Origin of the sequence: Paraburkholderia dipogonis, from assembly GCF_042680985.1 — a bacterium.
Classification (GTDB): Bacteria; Pseudomonadota; Gammaproteobacteria; order Burkholderiales; family Burkholderiaceae; genus Paraburkholderia; species Paraburkholderia phytofirmans.
The window spans coordinates 78,480-94,204 of sequence record NZ_JBHUFR010000018.1; the positions used below are offsets into that span (position 1 = coordinate 78,480).

The 15,725-nt window shown below is 63.2% G+C and carries 15 protein-coding genes and 1 tRNA gene; 11 read left to right on the forward strand and 5 right to left on the reverse strand.

What is annotated here, in order from left to right; translation table 11 throughout:
* Positions 1-357: 357 nt before the first annotated feature.
* The 3 genes from ACFSNN_RS23945 to ACFSNN_RS23955 all read left to right on the forward strand — a co-directional run bounded on the left by ACFSNN_RS23945 (position 358) and on the right by ACFSNN_RS23955 (position 2,712).
* On the forward strand, positions 358-1,266 hold the full coding sequence (locus ACFSNN_RS23945; protein WP_134458328.1) for an aldose epimerase family protein: 909 nt from the start codon (positions 358-360) through the stop codon (positions 1,264-1,266).
* Between the two features lie 196 nt (positions 1,267-1,462).
* Positions 1,463-2,173, forward strand: coding sequence for a peptidoglycan DD-metalloendopeptidase family protein (locus tag ACFSNN_RS23950; protein ID WP_134458326.1), 711 nt, complete (start codon positions 1,463-1,465; stop codon positions 2,171-2,173).
* A gap of 212 nt (positions 2,174-2,385) precedes the next feature.
* On the forward strand, positions 2,386-2,712 hold the full coding sequence (locus ACFSNN_RS23955) for a hypothetical protein (RefSeq protein WP_012433822.1): 327 nt from the start codon (positions 2,386-2,388) through the stop codon (positions 2,710-2,712).
* Positions 2,713-3,538: 826 nt separating this feature from the next.
* Here ACFSNN_RS23955 and ACFSNN_RS23960 read toward each other — a convergent pair.
* Entirely contained in the window at positions 3,539-4,267 is a 729-nt protein-coding gene (locus tag ACFSNN_RS23960) for a pentapeptide repeat-containing protein (protein WP_134458324.1), read from the reverse strand.
* Between the two features lie 108 nt (positions 4,268-4,375).
* On the opposite strand from ACFSNN_RS23960, the gene ACFSNN_RS23965 reads away from it, so the two are divergent.
* Positions 4,376-4,684, forward strand: coding sequence for a DUF2288 domain-containing protein (locus ACFSNN_RS23965; protein ID WP_134458322.1), 309 nt, complete (start codon positions 4,376-4,378; stop codon positions 4,682-4,684).
* Positions 4,681-6,048: an MATE family efflux transporter gene (locus tag ACFSNN_RS23970; RefSeq protein WP_134458320.1), complete on the forward strand. Its 1,368-nt coding sequence runs from the start codon at positions 4,681-4,683 to the stop codon at positions 6,046-6,048. Before ACFSNN_RS23965 ends, ACFSNN_RS23970 begins: the two co-directional genes overlap by 4 nt.
* Before the next feature lie 208 nt (positions 6,049-6,256).
* Here the strand turns inward: ACFSNN_RS23970 and ACFSNN_RS23975 are convergent, their stop codons facing one another.
* Positions 6,257-6,427, reverse strand: coding sequence for a hypothetical protein (locus ACFSNN_RS23975; RefSeq protein ID WP_166799280.1), 171 nt, complete (start codon positions 6,425-6,427; stop codon positions 6,257-6,259).
* A 170-nt stretch (positions 6,428-6,597) separates the two neighbouring features.
* Between ACFSNN_RS23975 and ACFSNN_RS23980 the strand changes: the two genes are divergently transcribed.
* From ACFSNN_RS23980 to ACFSNN_RS24000, 5 genes are all read left to right on the forward strand, one after another.
* Positions 6,598-6,771: a hypothetical protein gene (locus tag ACFSNN_RS23980; RefSeq protein WP_012433828.1), complete on the forward strand. Its 174-nt coding sequence runs from the start codon at positions 6,598-6,600 to the stop codon at positions 6,769-6,771.
* A gap of 365 nt (positions 6,772-7,136) precedes the next feature.
* A complete protein-coding gene (locus tag ACFSNN_RS23985; protein ID WP_106283697.1) occupies positions 7,137-7,295 on the forward strand; it encodes a DUF3309 family protein in 159 nt (52 codons plus the stop codon).
* 94 nt (positions 7,296-7,389) lie between these two features.
* Positions 7,390-7,466, forward strand: a tRNA-Pro gene (locus tag ACFSNN_RS23990).
* A 370-nt stretch (positions 7,467-7,836) separates the two neighbouring features.
* Positions 7,837-8,295, forward strand: a complete 459-nt coding sequence (gene sixA, locus ACFSNN_RS23995; protein WP_134458316.1) for a phosphohistidine phosphatase SixA — start codon at positions 7,837-7,839, stop codon at positions 8,293-8,295.
* Positions 8,296-8,641: 346 nt separating this feature from the next.
* Positions 8,642-9,454, forward strand: coding sequence for a GNAT family N-acetyltransferase (locus ACFSNN_RS24000; protein ID WP_012433830.1), 813 nt, complete (start codon positions 8,642-8,644; stop codon positions 9,452-9,454).
* A gap of 119 nt (positions 9,455-9,573) precedes the next feature.
* On the opposite strand, the gene ppx is transcribed toward ACFSNN_RS24000, so the two are convergent.
* Positions 9,574-11,208 carry an exopolyphosphatase gene (gene ppx, locus ACFSNN_RS24005; protein WP_134458314.1) on the reverse strand — a complete coding sequence of 545 codons (1,635 nt, stop codon included), beginning with the start codon at positions 11,206-11,208 and terminating at the stop codon, positions 9,574-9,576.
* 200 nt (positions 11,209-11,408) lie between these two features.
* Here ppx and ppk1 point away from each other — a divergent pair, with 200 nt between their 5' ends.
* A complete protein-coding gene (gene ppk1 / locus ACFSNN_RS24010; RefSeq protein ID WP_106283718.1) occupies positions 11,409-13,472 on the forward strand; it encodes a polyphosphate kinase 1 in 2,064 nt (687 codons plus the stop codon).
* 99 nt (positions 13,473-13,571) lie between these two features.
* On the opposite strand, the gene phoR is transcribed toward ppk1, so the two are convergent.
* Both phoR and phoB read right to left on the reverse strand, forming a co-directional pair.
* A complete protein-coding gene (gene phoR / locus ACFSNN_RS24015) occupies positions 13,572-14,885 on the reverse strand; it encodes a phosphate regulon sensor histidine kinase PhoR (protein ID WP_134458312.1) in 1,314 nt (437 codons plus the stop codon).
* Between the two features lie 113 nt (positions 14,886-14,998).
* Complete coding sequence (gene phoB / locus ACFSNN_RS24020) at positions 14,999-15,700, reverse strand: phosphate regulon transcriptional regulator PhoB (RefSeq protein ID WP_106309753.1); 702 nt, start codon at positions 15,698-15,700, stop codon at positions 14,999-15,001.
* Positions 15,701-15,725: the final 25 nt, after the last annotated feature.

Sequence of the window (15,725 nt, forward strand, 5' to 3'; positions counted from 1 at the left end):
GAGCAAGCCGCGCGGACGCCCGGATCAGCGTTCGAGCTTGTAAAAGAAGTAGACCGTGCTTGCCGCGAACATGCCGAACAAAGTGACAGCCATTGCCATTGCGAGATCCATACAGCCTCCTGAGGCAGTCTCGCCCGGTCGTCGAAGTTACCGGGCAGTCAGACGAATTATCAGCAAGGATGGCCTTGCGGCGACACCCGCAATTTCCCGAGAAGGGTTTCCCCGTAGCGGAAAGCAGCGCAAAATCATTCTCTCGCGAGGCGCCGCGCGGCAAATTCCGACGCGTACGCCAGGATGCCGCCGCCTGCGGGCCACCCTGTATCTGCCTTCAACCTCTCACTCATCCATCCATCGACCATGCCCCTCTCTCCGCAACAGGACATTCTCGAGATCGCTCAGGACGCCTCCGTGCTCCGTTTCGCGCCGCAAGCCGGCGGCCGTCTGATGTCGTGGACGATCGACGGCGAAGAAGTCATCCATTGGCCGGAGCATGCCGACTGGAGCCAGCCCGCGCGGATTCGCGGCGGCAATCCGTTGCTGTTTCCGTTTCTCGGCCGGCATCGCGTCGACGGCAAGATCGGCTATTGGCGTGACGCTCATGGCACGGTGCGCGAACTGCCGATGCACGGCTTCGCCCGCGACCTGCCGTTCGAAGCCCACGCCGACGTGCACGGCGCCGGCCTGCGCATGATCCTGACCGACAGCGAGGCGACCCGCGGCGGCTATCCATTCGGCTTCCGTTTCGAGGCCGCGTACGACCTCGTGGATGCGCATACGCTCGACGTCACGTTCACCACCACCAATACCGGCCACCCGCGTCTGCCCTACTACGCCGGCCATCATTTCTACTTCACGCTGCCGCACACGCAGCGCGGCGAGACCTCGCTGGAACTGCCACGCACACAGCGCTGCTATCAACAGGATGACGGTTCGATCAGCGCCGCGGAGCCGGGCGAAGCCCGCTATACGCTCGACGAAGCGCGCATCCATGATCGTTTCCATTGCCTCGTCGGTACGCCGGATCAGCCGGTGCGGCTCGTCGCGCCGGGTCTCGACCGGCTCATCACCATCGACCTGCAACGGCCGGGCTCGGTGCCCTGGTACGCCGTGACCACGTGGACCGAAGCCGCGGAGTCGGACTTCTACTGTGTCGAACCGTGGCTCGGATTGCCCGACGCGATTCACAACGGCAGGGGTCTGCGTTGGCTCGAAGCCGGGCAGACCGAGGTCGCCGCGCTGCGCATCAGCGTGGGCAGGCTGGGTTGATTGCCGGCGTTCCAGACAGAGCGGCGTGGTCGGCTGTCAGGCGAATTTCGCTGCATTTCGCCGCATCTCGCGCCGCGCGAGTCTGCCGCGCTGTCCGCTTTTCGCGTACTGCAGCGCAAAACCGTTAGAATCGAGCGCTTTGTATCTACCTGCCGCGTGATCGGGATCGGCGCGCGGCAGCGCTTTGCGAGGTCCAATGGTAAGCACGACAAGAATGATGAAACGGCTCGCCTGCGCGTCGTTGGTGGCACTGCTCGCCGCGTGCGGGTCGGCGCCGGTGGGGCCGGGCTTTTATCGGGTGGAACGGGGCGATACGCTGTCGAAGATCGCGCGCAGTAGCCGGCAGTCGGTGCCAAGCATCGTGCGCTGGAACAACCTGACCAATCCGGACAGCATCGAGGTCGGCCAGGTGCTGCGCGTTGCGCCGCCGGGCGGCACGGCATCGACCAGTGGCGCGGTACGCAGCAGCGGAAGCGGCAGCGCTTCAGCCACGCCGCGTCCGGCGCCCGCGGACAGCGCGCCGTCCGCGGCGCCGGCTTCGACCATCTCGCTGGTGTGGCCGGCCGACGGCACGGTCATCCGGCGTTTCGACGGCGGCAATTCGAAGGGCATCGATATCTCGTCGGCAGCGGGCACGCCCGTCGTCGCCGCGGCGCCCGGCACGGTCGTGTACGCCGGCAACGGCTTGCGCGGCTACGGCAATCTGCTGATTCTCAAGCACAACGCCGAGTATCTGACCGCCTACGCACACAACCGCACGCTGCTGGTGAAAGAAGGCCAGTCGGTCACACGCGGCGAGAAAATTGCCGAGATGGGCGACACCGATACCGATCGCGTGATGCTGCACTTCGAACTGCGCTATCAGGGCCGCTCAATCGATCCGTCGCGGGCGCTGCCGCCCCGCTAGCGGCTGGCTGAGGCGTGAGTACTGGCTCGCGCCAGCGGGCGCGCCTGGCCTGGCCTGCGCGGTCCGCGTGCTGTCCCGCCGCCCGCGCCGTCCATTGCGAGCAGGCGCCCTGCAACTGCGGCCGAGGGAACCCGGCGTGTTATAAAACGCTCAATCAGGACACGACGTGGCTTCGCGTCACGTCTTTCTCCGTCTATCTGTAAGGAATCTGTATGAAGAGCGCATTTGCGTCCGTCGCGACGGCCGCGGCGATCGGTCTCGGCCTGCTGACGCTGGGCAGCCTCGGCGGCTGCTCCAGCACCACCACCATGACCTACCTGCCGAGCGGCGACACCGGCTTTGCGATCAACTGCAGCGGCAGTGACGCAAGTTCGAGCTGGGCAGAGTGCTATAAGCGCGCGGGCGAAGTCTGCGGCAACTACGGCTACGACGTGGTATCGAAAGACGTCGACAACGGCGCGACCTCGGGTGGAACGGTCGGCGGTATTTTCGGTGCGAACGTGAAGAACCGGTCGATGGTGGTTCGCTGCAAGCAATAACGGCAACGCCACGCGCGCCGCCGTGCGGACTAGCGGCGGCGCCAGCGTCCTGAGCGCGGATCGATGCGCGCGGCGAAGGCGACCAGCACGCCGAGCGCGACCGGGCAAATGCCGAGAAAAATGATTAGCGCGGTCATGCTCGAGGAAGGAAAGGTAAGTTTTCATGATCCACTGCACATATGAATCGGCGGTGACTCGAACGTGGCGCGGCAAAAAAAAAGCCCGGCACGAGGCCGGGCTAACGGGGGTTCGGCGCATATCGGCAAAGGACCGGTTCACCATGCGCCAGAACGAAATCTAACAATCCGCTTTTACAAGCGCAATATATTAATTTCGCGGTCAGTGTGATGCGGCGTACTGATTCCGCGTTACGTGAAGCGGAAAAGTCGGAAACAAACAGGCCGAATTCGCCCGCCGTTTCAACATGAAACGCTTTAAATGGCGCGACTCGAAACCCGATATTGCCCACTGGGCCGGGCGAGGCGAGGAGCGCGCCTGAAACGGCCGGAAAAGCCTGAAGAATGGCGGCTGGCGGATTTCTGCTAACTCATCCCGCCTGATTCGGACGCTTTACATACTGCGTAGCTTTAGTGCGCCACCGCACCTTCTCGCATTAATATCCGATATTGACCGACTTAATCAAAGAGACCGGCTTCTTCACAACAATTCGCAAATAGCGGAAATATTAAATAGATTAAATCCGCCGACAAATTTGCATCACTGAAAATCCAGCGACTTAATTGATTCGACCAATTGAATGATAAGCATCGGCATGGGATCGTTCAAGCTGGCCGAACGGCTAAAATCGGCCAGCTTGAGCGCACGCTCACATGACCCGCAAACCCAGTTCAGTGACGAGCACGGCCGCCTGGGCATGCGAGATCGTCGCACCCTTGAAGAGCGCCGCATCCACCAGCCGCACGCCGCTGAGGTCGGCTTCGCGCAGGTCCGCGCCGTCGAAGCGCGCGCCCTTGAGGTGCGCATCCTTCAGGCTGCCGCCGTCGAAAATCGCTTCACGGAAGTCCACGCCGGCCAGATCGGCATCCGAAAAATCCAGTTGTTGCAGCGTGGCTTTGCGAAACGACAGGCCGCGCAGGTGCGCGCCGACCAGCAGCGTTTCGACGAAGCTCAAACCCAGCGCCGTGCATGCTTCGAAATTGGCGCCGGTCAGCTTGCAGCTATGAAACGACGCGGAAGCCAGCTTGGCGCGCCGCCAACTGGTGTTGTTCAGGTCGCTCGACTGAAACGCCGCGTCGACTAGATCGGCCGATGCGAAGTCCGCCTCGCGGCCGCGGCAACGGACCCAGCGGGTATGCGAGAGCGCCGCGCCGAAAAACGATGTCTCGACGATCGTGCAGCGGTGAAACTCGGCGCCGCGCAGATCGAGTCGCGAGAGGTCGGCGCCTTCGAAATCGCAGTCGGTGAAATGCAGCGGCGGCTTATTGCCGGCGAGGCTGGCCGCGACGAGCCGCTCCACCTCGGTGCGCGTGAGCGCGGCGTCGGTCACGACATGAGCTTGCGCGCCCGAAGCCGGCGCCGTTGAATCCAGTGACATGAAGGTTCAGAATGAATTTCGCAGGACCCATAGCCTACCGGAACGCGCACCACGCTGACGGTTTGCACCGATGGTTTATAGTAACGGCCCCGCCGGAACCCGCTTACGATGACTTCCAACGACGCCACCCATAGCCCGCTGTACGCCAAGCTGCTCGCCGAAACCGCCAAGATCGGCTGGATCGAGCTCGAACGTTTCTTCGCCCGCGGCATTCTGCTGCGCGTCGCGCGCGACCTCGATCTGGTGAGCGTTGCCGAAGCCATCGCCAGCGACGACACCACGCAGGTCACGCAATGGCTGTCTGCCGGGCTCGTCGAGCGCGTGCAGGCGGAAACCGCCGCCGACTTCGCCGCGCGCGACCCGGATCTGTGGGCCGTCGTCGTCTCGCCCTGGGTTTGCGTGCAGGAACGCAGTTGAGCGAAGCCGCGCGCGACGCCGGCACGTCGGCAGCGGCACCCGCCGTTCCCGTGCATTGGCACCGCAGGGTGCTCGCGCTGGCGTTTCCCATCGTTCTCGCCAATCTGACGCAACCGATTCTCGGCGCGGTCGACACCGCCGTCGCGGGCCATCTGGATGGCGCTTCGTATCTCGGCGGCGTGGCGCTCGGCGGCCTGTTCTTCAACTTCGTGTTCTGGGGCTTCGGCTTTCTACGCATGGGCACGACCGGACTGGTCGCGCAAGCGCACGGCGCGCGCGACCAGTCCGAGTTGCGCAATACCGTCGTACGCGCGCTGTTGCTGGCGGCCGCGATCGGCGCCGTAGTGCTGGCGCTGCAGATGCCGCTGATCGATTACGCAGTACGCGTGATCGGCGGCAGCGACGCGGTGCAGCGCAACGCGCGGCTCTATTGTCACGCGCGCATCTGGGCCGCCCCGGTCGCCCTCGGCAATTACGTCGTGCTCGGCTGGCTGCTCGGCACGCAGCAGGTGCGGCTCGCGCTGCTCTCGCAGGTGTTCATCAACAGCGTGAACATCGTGGCCGTGCTCCTGTATGTGTATGGCTTCGATTGGGGCGTGGCCGGCATCGGCGCGGCCACGGCGACCGCCGACGCGCTCGGTTTCGTGCTCGGCGCCGCCCTGCTATGGCACGGCAGGCCACGCGGCCTGCCTGGGCTTAACCGCGCCGCCCTGTTCGACGCGGCGGCGCTCAAGCGGCTCGTGGTGCTCAATCGCGACATCTTCGTGCGCACTTTGTGCCTGCTCTCGTCGTTCGGCTGGTTTGCGCACCTGGGCGCGAAGCAAGGCGACGCCACGCTCGCCGCCAACGCGCTGCTGCTCAATTTTCAGACGTTCATGGCCTACGGACTCGACGGTTTCGCGCACGCCGCCGAAGCGCTCGTCGGTGCGGCGATCGGCGCGCGCGACCGGCACGCTTTCGCGCAGGCGATCAAGGTGACGGCGTTGTGGTCCACGCTTGGCGCGTTGGCATTTTCGCTGGTGTACTGGGGCGCGGGCGCGTGGATCGTCGAACGTCTGACGGATCAGGCCGCCGTACGCGCCACCGCCGAAATGTATCTGCCGTGGGCCGCACTCTCGCCGGTGGTGTCCGTGCTGGGCTTTCTGCTCGACGGCGTGTTCATCGGCGCGACTCGCACGCGCGAACTCATGATGTCGATGGTGGTGTCGTTCGCGTTGTTCGTCGTGGCGTCGTGGGCCTTGCTGGCGCTGTACGGCAATCACGGCTTATGGGCCGCGATGCTGCTCTTCATGGCGCTGCGTGGTCTCACGCTTGCGCGTTATGTGCCGGGCGTCGTACGCGGCATGGCGAGCGCGGCGGCTTGAGCCCGCAGGCTTGCCCATTTCGCATCGCGGCAACCGGTTACGGCTTGAAACAAGCGCATACATGTCACGCGCGACGCTCGCCCTAGAATGACTTCAGCCCGCGCTCTCCGCGCGAACAGTCTGCGCGGGTCAGAAGCGCCGGCGTGCCCGCGCCGGTGCTTCGCTTGCGCTATTCGTCACCGTGGCCGCGCCCGTAACCCGCCGACGCTCACGGCGTAACCGGTGCAGGCACCATTGCGGGCGGACGGCTGTCGGTCGGCACGCCATGGTAGTCGGCCGGATCTTGCGGCGGCGGCCCGCCGTGATGGCCGGACGGACCATTCGCACAACCGGCAACGCCGGCGACCAGCAGCAATGCAATCATCGAAACGCGGATCATAAACGGAATCTCTCGAAGCGGAATGAAAGAGTGGCTGCACGGCGGTGAGCGGGCAGCGCGAGCGCCGAGAGTCTAACCGCAAAGCGCATTCCACGACGCCGCGTGCCCCCTCCCATTTCGTTGCGCGTGACCTACTATAAAGTCACGGCCGCATCTCACAGGAGACTGCCATGGACGCTGAAACGATCGCGGGTCTGGTTGGACTTGCAATAGGTCTGCTCGTGCTGCTCGTGTTGTCGATCTACGAATCGAGAACCTATCGGCATGAACATGATGGCGAAGGCATGGTGCACCACTGGCTGACTCATCAGCACATGCCGCACTGGATGCGCCGCCGGCACTGAACGGACAACCGCGAGTACCAACTGCGCAAGCGCACATTCCGTCCGAATAATTGAACGGTTGATGCGTTGCATTGCACGTGCGAGTTCGCGCTCGCACGTCGGCTGTTTGCGCGGTGACTCCGATGGCATGTCCACCGTAACCCGCGCAAGTTTTTCCGGTCTGCCCTTTCCCCTGATCCGTCGCCTCGTCACAGCTGGAGCGTCCAGCGGCCCGCCATTTCCCCTCCGGCCTCATTTCGCGTTTGGGCACATGCCTTGCTGCATGGAAGCGTGCAAGGAGCGCGTAGCTTGCGCGTCGAGCGTCCCGGCGTGAATGCGCCGAACCAACCAGACTAACTGGCTCATGCCAGACAGGGAGAACTCGAATGACCATCGGAACCATACTGCTTATCGTGCTGATTCTTCTGCTGATCGGCGCGTTACCGAGCTGGCCGTACAGCAGTGGCTGGGGCTATCGGCCGACCGGCGTGGTGGGCGTCGTGCTGATCATCGTGATCGTGTTGCTGCTGATGGGCCGCATATAAACGCAGCCAACTGGCGCTTTCGAGCCTGCGTTTCCCTCCGATGCAATTCGTGATTGACTCTGGCACCCAATGCCACGTAGAATCTCGGATTCGTCGGAGCGTAGCGCAGCCTGGTAGCGCATCTGATTTGGGATCAGAGGGTCGAAGGTTCGAATCCTTTCGCTCCGACCACGAAAAGCAACACGAAACCCGCGTAGCCTCCGGCTTCGCGGGTTTTTGCTTTTGGGCTTTGTTCGGTCTGGCTTTGTTCGGTCTGGCTTTGTTCGGTCTGGCTTTGTTCGGTCTGGCTTTGTTCGGTCTGGCTTTGTTCGGTCTGGCTTTGTTCGGTCTGGCTTTGTTCGGGCTGGCTTTGTTCGGGCTGGCTTTGTTCGGGCTGGCTTTGTTCGGGCTTTCAGACTCTCGCCTGCGATACACCCGCTCGCTGATACGGTCGGCCCGAGCCCTTGCCTTGCGGCATGACGGGCCCGCGTGCGACAGTGACTAAAACCTGGCGCAGGCCTCATCGGGCTTAAGCGCCGCAAGCAGAGTCAAGGAGACACGCATGGATCTGATTCTCTGGCGTCACGCCGAAGCCGAAGACATCGCCAGCACGGACCTCGCGCGGGCGCTCACCACCCGCGGCCGCAAGCAGGCGCAAAACGTCGCCAAATGGCTGCGCACCCGCCTGCCCGACGACGCCGTCGTGCTCGCGAGCCCCGCTGTGCGCACCATCCAGACCGCCGAGACGCTGAGCGATCAATACCGCGTAGTGCGCGAACTCGCGCCCAACGCGAGCGCCGACGACGTGCTCGACGCCGCGGGCTGGCCCAAAGGCGTCGCGCAGACGGTGGTGATCGTCGGCCATCAGCCGACGCTAGGCCACGTCGCCGCACGGCTGCTCGGCAATAGCGACGCGAGCTGGCCGCTGAAGAAAGCGGGCGTGTGGTGGATCGCGAGCCGCGAGCGCGACGGCGACGATCAGGCCGTGCTGCGCGCCGCGATGACGCCTGATCTGGTCTGAGCCGGATTCGCTTCGACGAGGCGAGGCGAGGCGAGGCGAGGCGAGCCGCGCCCATAAAAACCCACGCGCCACGCGAGACGGCGCCAAACTATCAAACCAATCACCCGCTTCACCCATATCGCCGGGACCTCACCGTCCCGGCGCGTTAATTACTCCCACCCGTCTCCTCGACTCCCCACGTTTCGCGCGGAAACAACACTCGCCGTCCCCACTCGCAACATTACAAGCCGCGGGCACGCAGCTTACGGGCAGTCATCCAATCGTCATGGGTTTGCCATGCGAGCGTCACCAGGCGTTACTACATTGGCGAAAAAAGAAATCTCCCTTTTTTCGACCAGGACCCCCCATGCGAGAACTGCCGACGCCTACCCTGCCCCTCGCTTCGATCTTCGAGTCGCGCCGTCTGCCGCGCGCCGAGGAAACGGTCACCGCCCAGCATCGCCTGCAAGTCACGTGGGCTCGCACCGACGAAGAACTGCGCGAAGCGCAGCGTCTGCGCTACCGCGTGTTCGCCGACGAAATGGGCGCGCGTCTGACGGGCCCTGCGGGTCTCGACGTCGATTCGTTCGACTCCTACTGCGATCACCTGCTGGTGCGCGATCTCGACACGTTGAAAGTGGTCGGCACGTATCGCGCGTTGCCGCCGCATCAGGCCGCGCGTATCGGCCGCCTGTATGCGGAAAGCGAATTCGACGTGTCGCGTCTCACGCACCTGCGCGCCAAGATGGTCGAAGTGGGCCGTTCTTGCGTGCACCCCGACTATCGCAGCGGCTCGGTGATCATGTCGCTGTGGGCGGGCCTTGCCGCCTACATGAAACACAACGGCTACGAGACGATGCTCGGCTGCGCGAGCGTGGCGATGGTCGACGGCGGCCACTACGCGGCGAATCTGTATTGCTCGCTGCGCGACAGCGCGCTGACCGCGCCGGAATATCGCGCGTTTGCGCATACACCGCTGCCGGTCGATGAACTGCAAACGGGCGCCGAGGTGGCACCGCCGCCGTTGGTGAAGGGTTATCTGCGGCTCGGCGCGAAGATTTGCGGCGCACCGGCATGGGATCCCGACTTCAATACCGCGGACTTTCTGACGCTGTTCCGCTTGTCCGATATCAATGCACGTTACGCTCGCCACTTCCTCGGCGACGCGCTGCCGCGCTAAGCGGATTCGCACGCAAGACGCGCTGTGACGCGCGTCGGCGAAACAAAACAAGCGGCCACGAAAAAACCCGGCAACATGCCGGGCTTTTTCGTTCATCCGCAACGCGCCATGCGCAAGCTTCAATCGTCCGTATAGACCACGCGATACGGAATGCCGACCTTCTCCCACTCCGCGGCTTCCTGAATCAGGCTGTAGTCGGTGAGCGGGTTGTTGGCCACCCACTCGTTCGGCAAACGCACCTCGTAACCGCCGTTGACCTGCGCCACCGCGATACCCGGCAGGCCGACGTCCGCACGCCGGCGGCAGAGCAGCGCCGCGAGCCGCAGACAGAACAGCAGCGGCCACTCCACTTCGCGTGTTTGCGACAGCTTGCCGAGCTTGCCCGCGTGACCGAGCACGAGCGCGGCAAGCCGCGCCTGATCGGTGCGCGAAAAGCCCGGCATGTCCGCGTTGCTCGCGATATAAGCCGAATGCTTGTGATACGCGCTATGCGAGATCGACAGACCGATTTCGTGCAACGCCGCCGCCCAGCCGAGAAACATGCGATTTTCCGCGCGGCGTTCTTCGTCGGGTTCCGCGAACTGTTCGTAGAAGCGCACCGCGAGTTCGCCGATGCGCCCCGCCTGCGCGCGATCCACGCCATAGCGGCGCATGAAACCTTCCACCGTGACCGTACGCATGTCCTCGTGCTGCGAACGGCCTAGCAGGTCGTATAGCACGCCGAGGCGCAAGGCGCCGTCCGTCGTATCGACGTAATCGACACCGAGTTCGTCGAACACCGCGATCATGATCGACAGACCGCCGGCCAGCACCGGAATACGATCGCCCTTCAACGCGACGAGCTTCAGCCGGTTGACGTTCTCCGCCTTGATCAGCGCGCGCTTGAGCCGCTCGAGCCCGCCGCGCGAGATGCCGTGCGTGACGCCCGGATCGTTGAAGTTATTTGCCTCCACCAATTCGGCCAACGCGCGCGCGGTGCCCGACGAGCCGATTGCCTGCTCCCAGCCGGTCTTCTTGTACTCGGCGGAGATGATCTGGATTTCGCGGCCCGCGGCGAGTTCGGCCTGACGCATCGTGTATTCGTCGACGTTGCCGGCGGGGAAAAACGCGCGGCTATGACTCACGCAGCCGATATACAGGCTCTCCATCTTGATGGGCGTGTAATGCGAGCCAATGATGAATTCCGTCGAGCCGCCGCCGATGTCGACCACGAGACGCTTACCCGGACTCGCGGGCACAGAGTGTGCTGCGCCCGCATAGATCAGGCGCGCTTCTTCACGCCCCGCGATCACTTCGATCGGGAAGCCGAGCGCGGCTTGCGCCTCGCCGAGAAATTCGCCGGCATTCTTGGCGATGCGCAATGTATTGGTTGCGACCGCGCGAACGTGATCGGGATGAAAGTCGCGCAGACGCTCGCCGAAACGCTTGAGCGCGTCCCAGCCGCGCACTTGCGAGGCACGGTCGAGCATCTTGTCGCGCGACAGACCGGCAGCGAGACGCACCGGTTCGCGCAAGGCATCGACTTGATAGATCTGGCTGCCCGCGTCGGTTTCCTCGACCCGGCCCACGATCAGCCGAAAGCTGTTCGAGCCGAGATCGACGGCGGCGAGGAGTTGCGGAGTATTGACCATCGGGTAAGCGGACTCCATGCGCGCGAGCGCGGCGGCGTTGGATGCGGGGAACGCTCCGTGTCCGTCGGGTGCCCTGGGCGCCTCATGCACCTTCCGGCCGGCCGCGCTGTTCAAAGACGCCATTCTAAGCGTACCGGGCCTCACGATGTCACCTCGCAGCAATGGGGGTGCCCAATGGTCCCATACGGACTGCGTCATATTGACGACATGCGGCGATTACGGCGTAGAATAAAAAATCGAGAATGTCATAACAACGTCATCATACTGTGAGAATTTCCGAGCGTCTTTCCGCCTCTCTTCCTGACATTCCATTCTCGCTGCCGATGTCCATCCGCTACCCCTTATTGAATCGCGAGCTGGGCATTCTGGGTTTCAACGAGCGTGTGTTGGCACAAGCTGCCGACCCAGCCGTCCCTTTGCTCGAACGCCTGCGCTTCATCTGCATCACCAGCAGCAATCTCGACGAATTCTTCGAAGTCCGCATGGCCGGACTGCAGGAACAGATGCGCGACAACCCCGGCGCGCTATCGCCGGACGGCATGTCGCTGCAGCACGTGTACGACCTCGTGGTCGAACGCGCGCAGAAGCTCGTGCATCGCCAATACACCATGCTGCACGACACGGTGCTCACCGCGCTCGAAGCAGAAGGCATCTATTTTCACGGCACGGAAGCGTGGAACGAAGCGCAGACCGAGTGGGCGCGCAACTATTTCTTCGACGAACTGTTGCCCGTGCTCACGCCGATCGGCCTCGATCCGGCGCATCCGTTTCCACGCGTGCTCAACAAGAGCCTGAACTTCGTCGTCGAACTCGAGGGCAAGGACGCGTTCGGCCGCCAGGCGATGATGGGCATCGTGCAGGCGCCGCGCGCGCTGCCGCGGCTCGTGCGCATGCCGCAGGAACTGTCGGGCTATCCGCACGGCTTCGTGCTGTTGAGCTCGCTGTTGCAACGCTTTGTCGGCGAGCTGTTTCCGAACCTCGTGGTGCGCAGTTGCAATCAGTTTCGCATCACGCGCAATAGCGAACTGTTCGTCGACGAAGATGAAATCACCAATCTGCGCGTCGCGTTGCAGGGCGAATTGCCGGCGCGGCATCTGGGCAATGCGGTGCGCCTCGAAGTGTCGGCGGAAACGCCCACGCATGTCGTGCGCCGCCTGCTCGACGAAAGCGGCCTGTCCGACAAGGACTGCTATTACGCCGACGGCCCCGTCAATCTGGTGCGGCTGATGCAATTGCCGGAGATGGTGGACCGCCCCGATCTCAAGTTCGTGCCGCACATCCCCGCGATTCCGCCGCAGGTGGCCAACAGCGCCAGCATGTTCGACGTGATCGATCAGGGCGACGTGCTGCTGCATCATCCGTACGAGAGCTTTCAGCCGGTGCTCGAACTGCTGCTGCAGGCGGCCAAAGATCCGAACGTGGTCGCGATCAAGCAGACCATCTATCGCACCGGCACCGATTCACCGCTGATGGACGCGCTCATGCAAGCCGCGCGCAACGGCAAGGAAGTCACGGTAGTGGTCGAACTGCTCGCGCGCTTCGACGAAGAAACCAACATCAACTGGGCCTCGCAGCTCGAAGCGGTCGGCGCGCACGTGGTGTACGGCGTGGTGGGCCACAAGTGCCACGCGAAGATGATGCTGATCGTGCGGCGCGTGTCGGTGGGCGGCAAGACCACGCTCAAGCGCTACGTGCACCTCGGCACCGGCAACTATCATCCGCGTACCGCGCGTCTGTACACCGACTTCGGTTTGATGACCGCCGATCAGAAAATCTGCGAAGACGTGCATCACGTGTTCCAGCAACTGACCGGTATTGGCGGCGAACTGAAGCTGCACGAGTTGTGGCAATCGCCGTTCACGCTGCATCCTAAACTGGTCGAGGCGATTCGCGCCGAAGCCGAGCATGCGCGCGCGGGTAAGAAAGCACGCATCGTCGCGAAGATGAATGCGCTGCTCGAACCCACGGTGATCGCCGAACTGTACGAAGCCGCGCAGGCGGGCGTGAAAATCGATCTGATCGTGCGTGGCGTGTGCTCGTTGCAGCCGGGCGTGGCAGGGCTTTCGGAGAACATTACGGTACGCTCGATCGTCGGGCGCTTTCTGGAACACCATCGCATCTTTTACTTTTACGACGGCGGCAAGGAACAGGTCTATCTGTCGAGCGCCGACTGGATGGACCGCAATTTCTTCCGGCGCGTTGAAGTGGCGTTCCCGATCAACAACCGCCGTTTGAAGCGGCGTGTGATCGCCGAAGGCCTGTCGGCATTCCTCGGCGACAATCAATCCGCGTGGCTGATGCAAAGCGACGGGCACTATCGGCGCCGCCGGCCGGGCAAGTCCTCGCGCAATGCGCAGATGAGTCTGCTGGGGAAATTCTGTTCGTAACGTTAGCGAATGCGCTTGCTTCGGCGAGCCATCAACAAACGTGAGACGCGTAAAAAAGCCCGCTACGTGCGGGCTTTCTTCATTCCGATGCGGCTACGTTCAAACCGGCGCCGGTTGCCGGCGCGCCGTGCGATACACCGGGAAGCGCACGGTGAACGTGCTTCCGCGCCCCTCTTCGCTCTTCACGTCGAGTTGCGCATCGTGACGCTGCAGCACATGTTTGACGATCGCGAGCCCGAGACCCGTGCCGCCGGTGTCGCGCGAACGGCTGCGATCGACGCGGTAGAAACGCTCCGTCAACCGTGGAATGTCCGCAGCCGGAATGCCGAGTCCGCTGTCCGTGACGGAAAATATCGCACTGCCGCCTTGCGCATGCCAAGCCACTTTGATCGCGCCGCCGTCTGGCGTGTAGCGGATCGCGTTCGTGACGAGATTGCCGAACGCACTGAGTATTTCTGTTTCGACGCCGGTGACCGTGAGTCCTTCGTCGGCATCGAACACGATCTTGTGATGATCGCTCGACAGATTTTCCGCGTCGTCGCGCAGATGCCGCAACACCGCGCGCATATCGATCATCTGATCGCTCGGCGGCTTGTTGTCGCCTTCGAGTTTGGCGAGCACCAGCAGATCGTTGACGATATGGCGCATGCGCGAAGCCTGCTGCTCCATCAGTTCGAGATAGCGCGAACGTTCGGCTTCGCTCAGCGGCAACTCGCGCATGGTTTCCAGAAAACCCGAGAGCACCGTGAGCGGCGTTTTCAGTTCATGCGAAACATTGGCGACGAAGTCGCGCCGCATCGCATCGGTGCGTTCAAGTTCAGTGATGTCTTGCGAGAGCACCAGCTTGCGATTCTCGCCGTACGGAAACACCTGCACCGACAGCACGTTCTGGCGCTTGTCGCCCATGCCGCGCATGATCAGCATTTCTTCGTAGCGGGACGAATTCAGATAGCGAACGAAGTCCGGCTGACGCACCAGATGCGTAATGTGCTGGCGCAGATCGCGCTTCGCATCCAGACCGAAATGAAGTTCGGAGATCGCGTTGCACCACTCAATCTGGTCGTGATCGTCGAGCATCGCCACGCCGTTCGGCGAGGCCTGGATAGCCTGAATGAAGCGCGAATGCTGCTGCTCGACCGAGCGCACCTGGGCGTGCCAGCGCTTCGCGAGCTTATGCAGACGGTAGTAGATTTCGCCCCAGATGCCGGGGGCGCTCGGCACTTCGCCGTAAACCGGCGCATCGAGCAAGCGCCACAGGCGCTGTTTATGGAAGGTGCTGAAAAGGCTCTGCGCGAGCAGCATGACGATCGCGAGGACGAGCCCTGCCTTGACGTTCACGAGTGCGCCGACCACCACGCACAGAACAGCCAGCAGCACGACCGACACGATGGAGCGCGCCCAGATGATGTTCATGGTCTAGCGATCGAAGAGGAAAACTTAAGCGCCGGGATGGCAATCGCGGCGCCTGTCATGGCGAAAAAAACGTACCCGACGCGGGCGGCTCGACCACCGCTACCGCGGAAGCCTCAGGCGCTCTTCGCAAGCCGGTAGCCGCTGCCGCGTACCGTCTCAATCATAGCATCGCACCCGGCCGGCTTGAGGGCCGCGCGCAAGCGCTTGATATGCACGTCCACCGTGCGCTCTTCGACGAACACGTGATCGCCCCACACCTGATCGAGCAGTTGCGTGCGGCTGTGCACGCGCTCCGGGTGCGTCATGAAGAAGTGCAGCAGACGGAATTCGGTCGGGCCGAGATCGAGCTTGATCTCACTGCCGTCGCCATTCGCGGCCACGCGGTGAGTGGCCGGATCGAGCTTGAGACCGTTGATCGCGACCACGTCTTCGGTCAACTGCGGCGCGCGGCGGCGCAACACCGCCTTGATGCGCGCCATGAGTTCTTTCGGCGAGAACGGCTTGGTGACGTAGTCGTCGGCGCCGATTTCGAGGCCGAGCACCTTGTCCTGCTCGTCGCCACGCGCGGTCAGCATGATGATCGGGATATGTTTCGTGCGCTCGTTGTTGCGCAGATCGCGAGCGAACGCGATGCCCGATTTACCCGGCAACATCCAGTCGAGCAGGACGAGGTCGGGCAGTACGTCGCTGATCAGGTTTTGCGCCTGCTCCGCGTTGTACGCGCGAATCGGGCAGTGTCCGGCGTGTTGAAGATTGACCGAAATCAGTTCGGAAATGGCGGGCTCATCTTCAATGACGAGAATGCTGCTGGGCATCGGCACCTCTGGTCCTTATGTCGGG

Excerpts from the sequence above, each read along its gene's own strand:
- ACFSNN_RS23945 (WP_134458328.1), top strand. The coding sequence starts at position 358 with ATGCCCCTCTCTCCGCAACAGGACATTCTCGAGATCGCTCAGGACGCC.
- ACFSNN_RS23950 (WP_134458326.1), top strand. The coding sequence starts at position 1,463 with ATGGTAAGCACGACAAGAATGATGAAACGGCTCGCCTGCGCGTCGTTG.
- ACFSNN_RS23955 (WP_012433822.1), top strand. The coding sequence starts at position 2,386 with ATGAAGAGCGCATTTGCGTCCGTCGCGACGGCCGCGGCGATCGGTCTC.
- ACFSNN_RS23960 (WP_134458324.1), bottom strand. The coding sequence starts at position 4,267 with ATGTCACTGGATTCAACGGCGCCGGCTTCGGGCGCGCAAGCTCATGTC.
- ACFSNN_RS23965 (WP_134458322.1), top strand. The coding sequence starts at position 4,376 with ATGACTTCCAACGACGCCACCCATAGCCCGCTGTACGCCAAGCTGCTC.
- ACFSNN_RS23975 (WP_166799280.1), bottom strand. The coding sequence starts at position 6,427 with ATGATCCGCGTTTCGATGATTGCATTGCTGCTGGTCGCCGGCGTTGCC.
- ACFSNN_RS23980 (WP_012433828.1), top strand. The coding sequence starts at position 6,598 with ATGGACGCTGAAACGATCGCGGGTCTGGTTGGACTTGCAATAGGTCTG.
- ACFSNN_RS23985 (WP_106283697.1), top strand. The coding sequence starts at position 7,137 with ATGACCATCGGAACCATACTGCTTATCGTGCTGATTCTTCTGCTGATC.
- sixA (WP_134458316.1), top strand. The coding sequence starts at position 7,837 with ATGGATCTGATTCTCTGGCGTCACGCCGAAGCCGAAGACATCGCCAGC.
- ACFSNN_RS24000 (WP_012433830.1), top strand. The coding sequence starts at position 8,642 with ATGCGAGAACTGCCGACGCCTACCCTGCCCCTCGCTTCGATCTTCGAG.
- ppx (WP_134458314.1), bottom strand. The coding sequence starts at position 11,208 with ATGGCGTCTTTGAACAGCGCGGCCGGCCGGAAGGTGCATGAGGCGCCC.
- ppk1 (WP_106283718.1), top strand. The coding sequence starts at position 11,409 with ATGTCCATCCGCTACCCCTTATTGAATCGCGAGCTGGGCATTCTGGGT.
- phoR (WP_134458312.1), bottom strand. The coding sequence starts at position 14,885 with ATGAACATCATCTGGGCGCGCTCCATCGTGTCGGTCGTGCTGCTGGCT.
- phoB (WP_106309753.1), bottom strand. The coding sequence starts at position 15,700 with ATGCCCAGCAGCATTCTCGTCATTGAAGATGAGCCCGCCATTTCCGAA.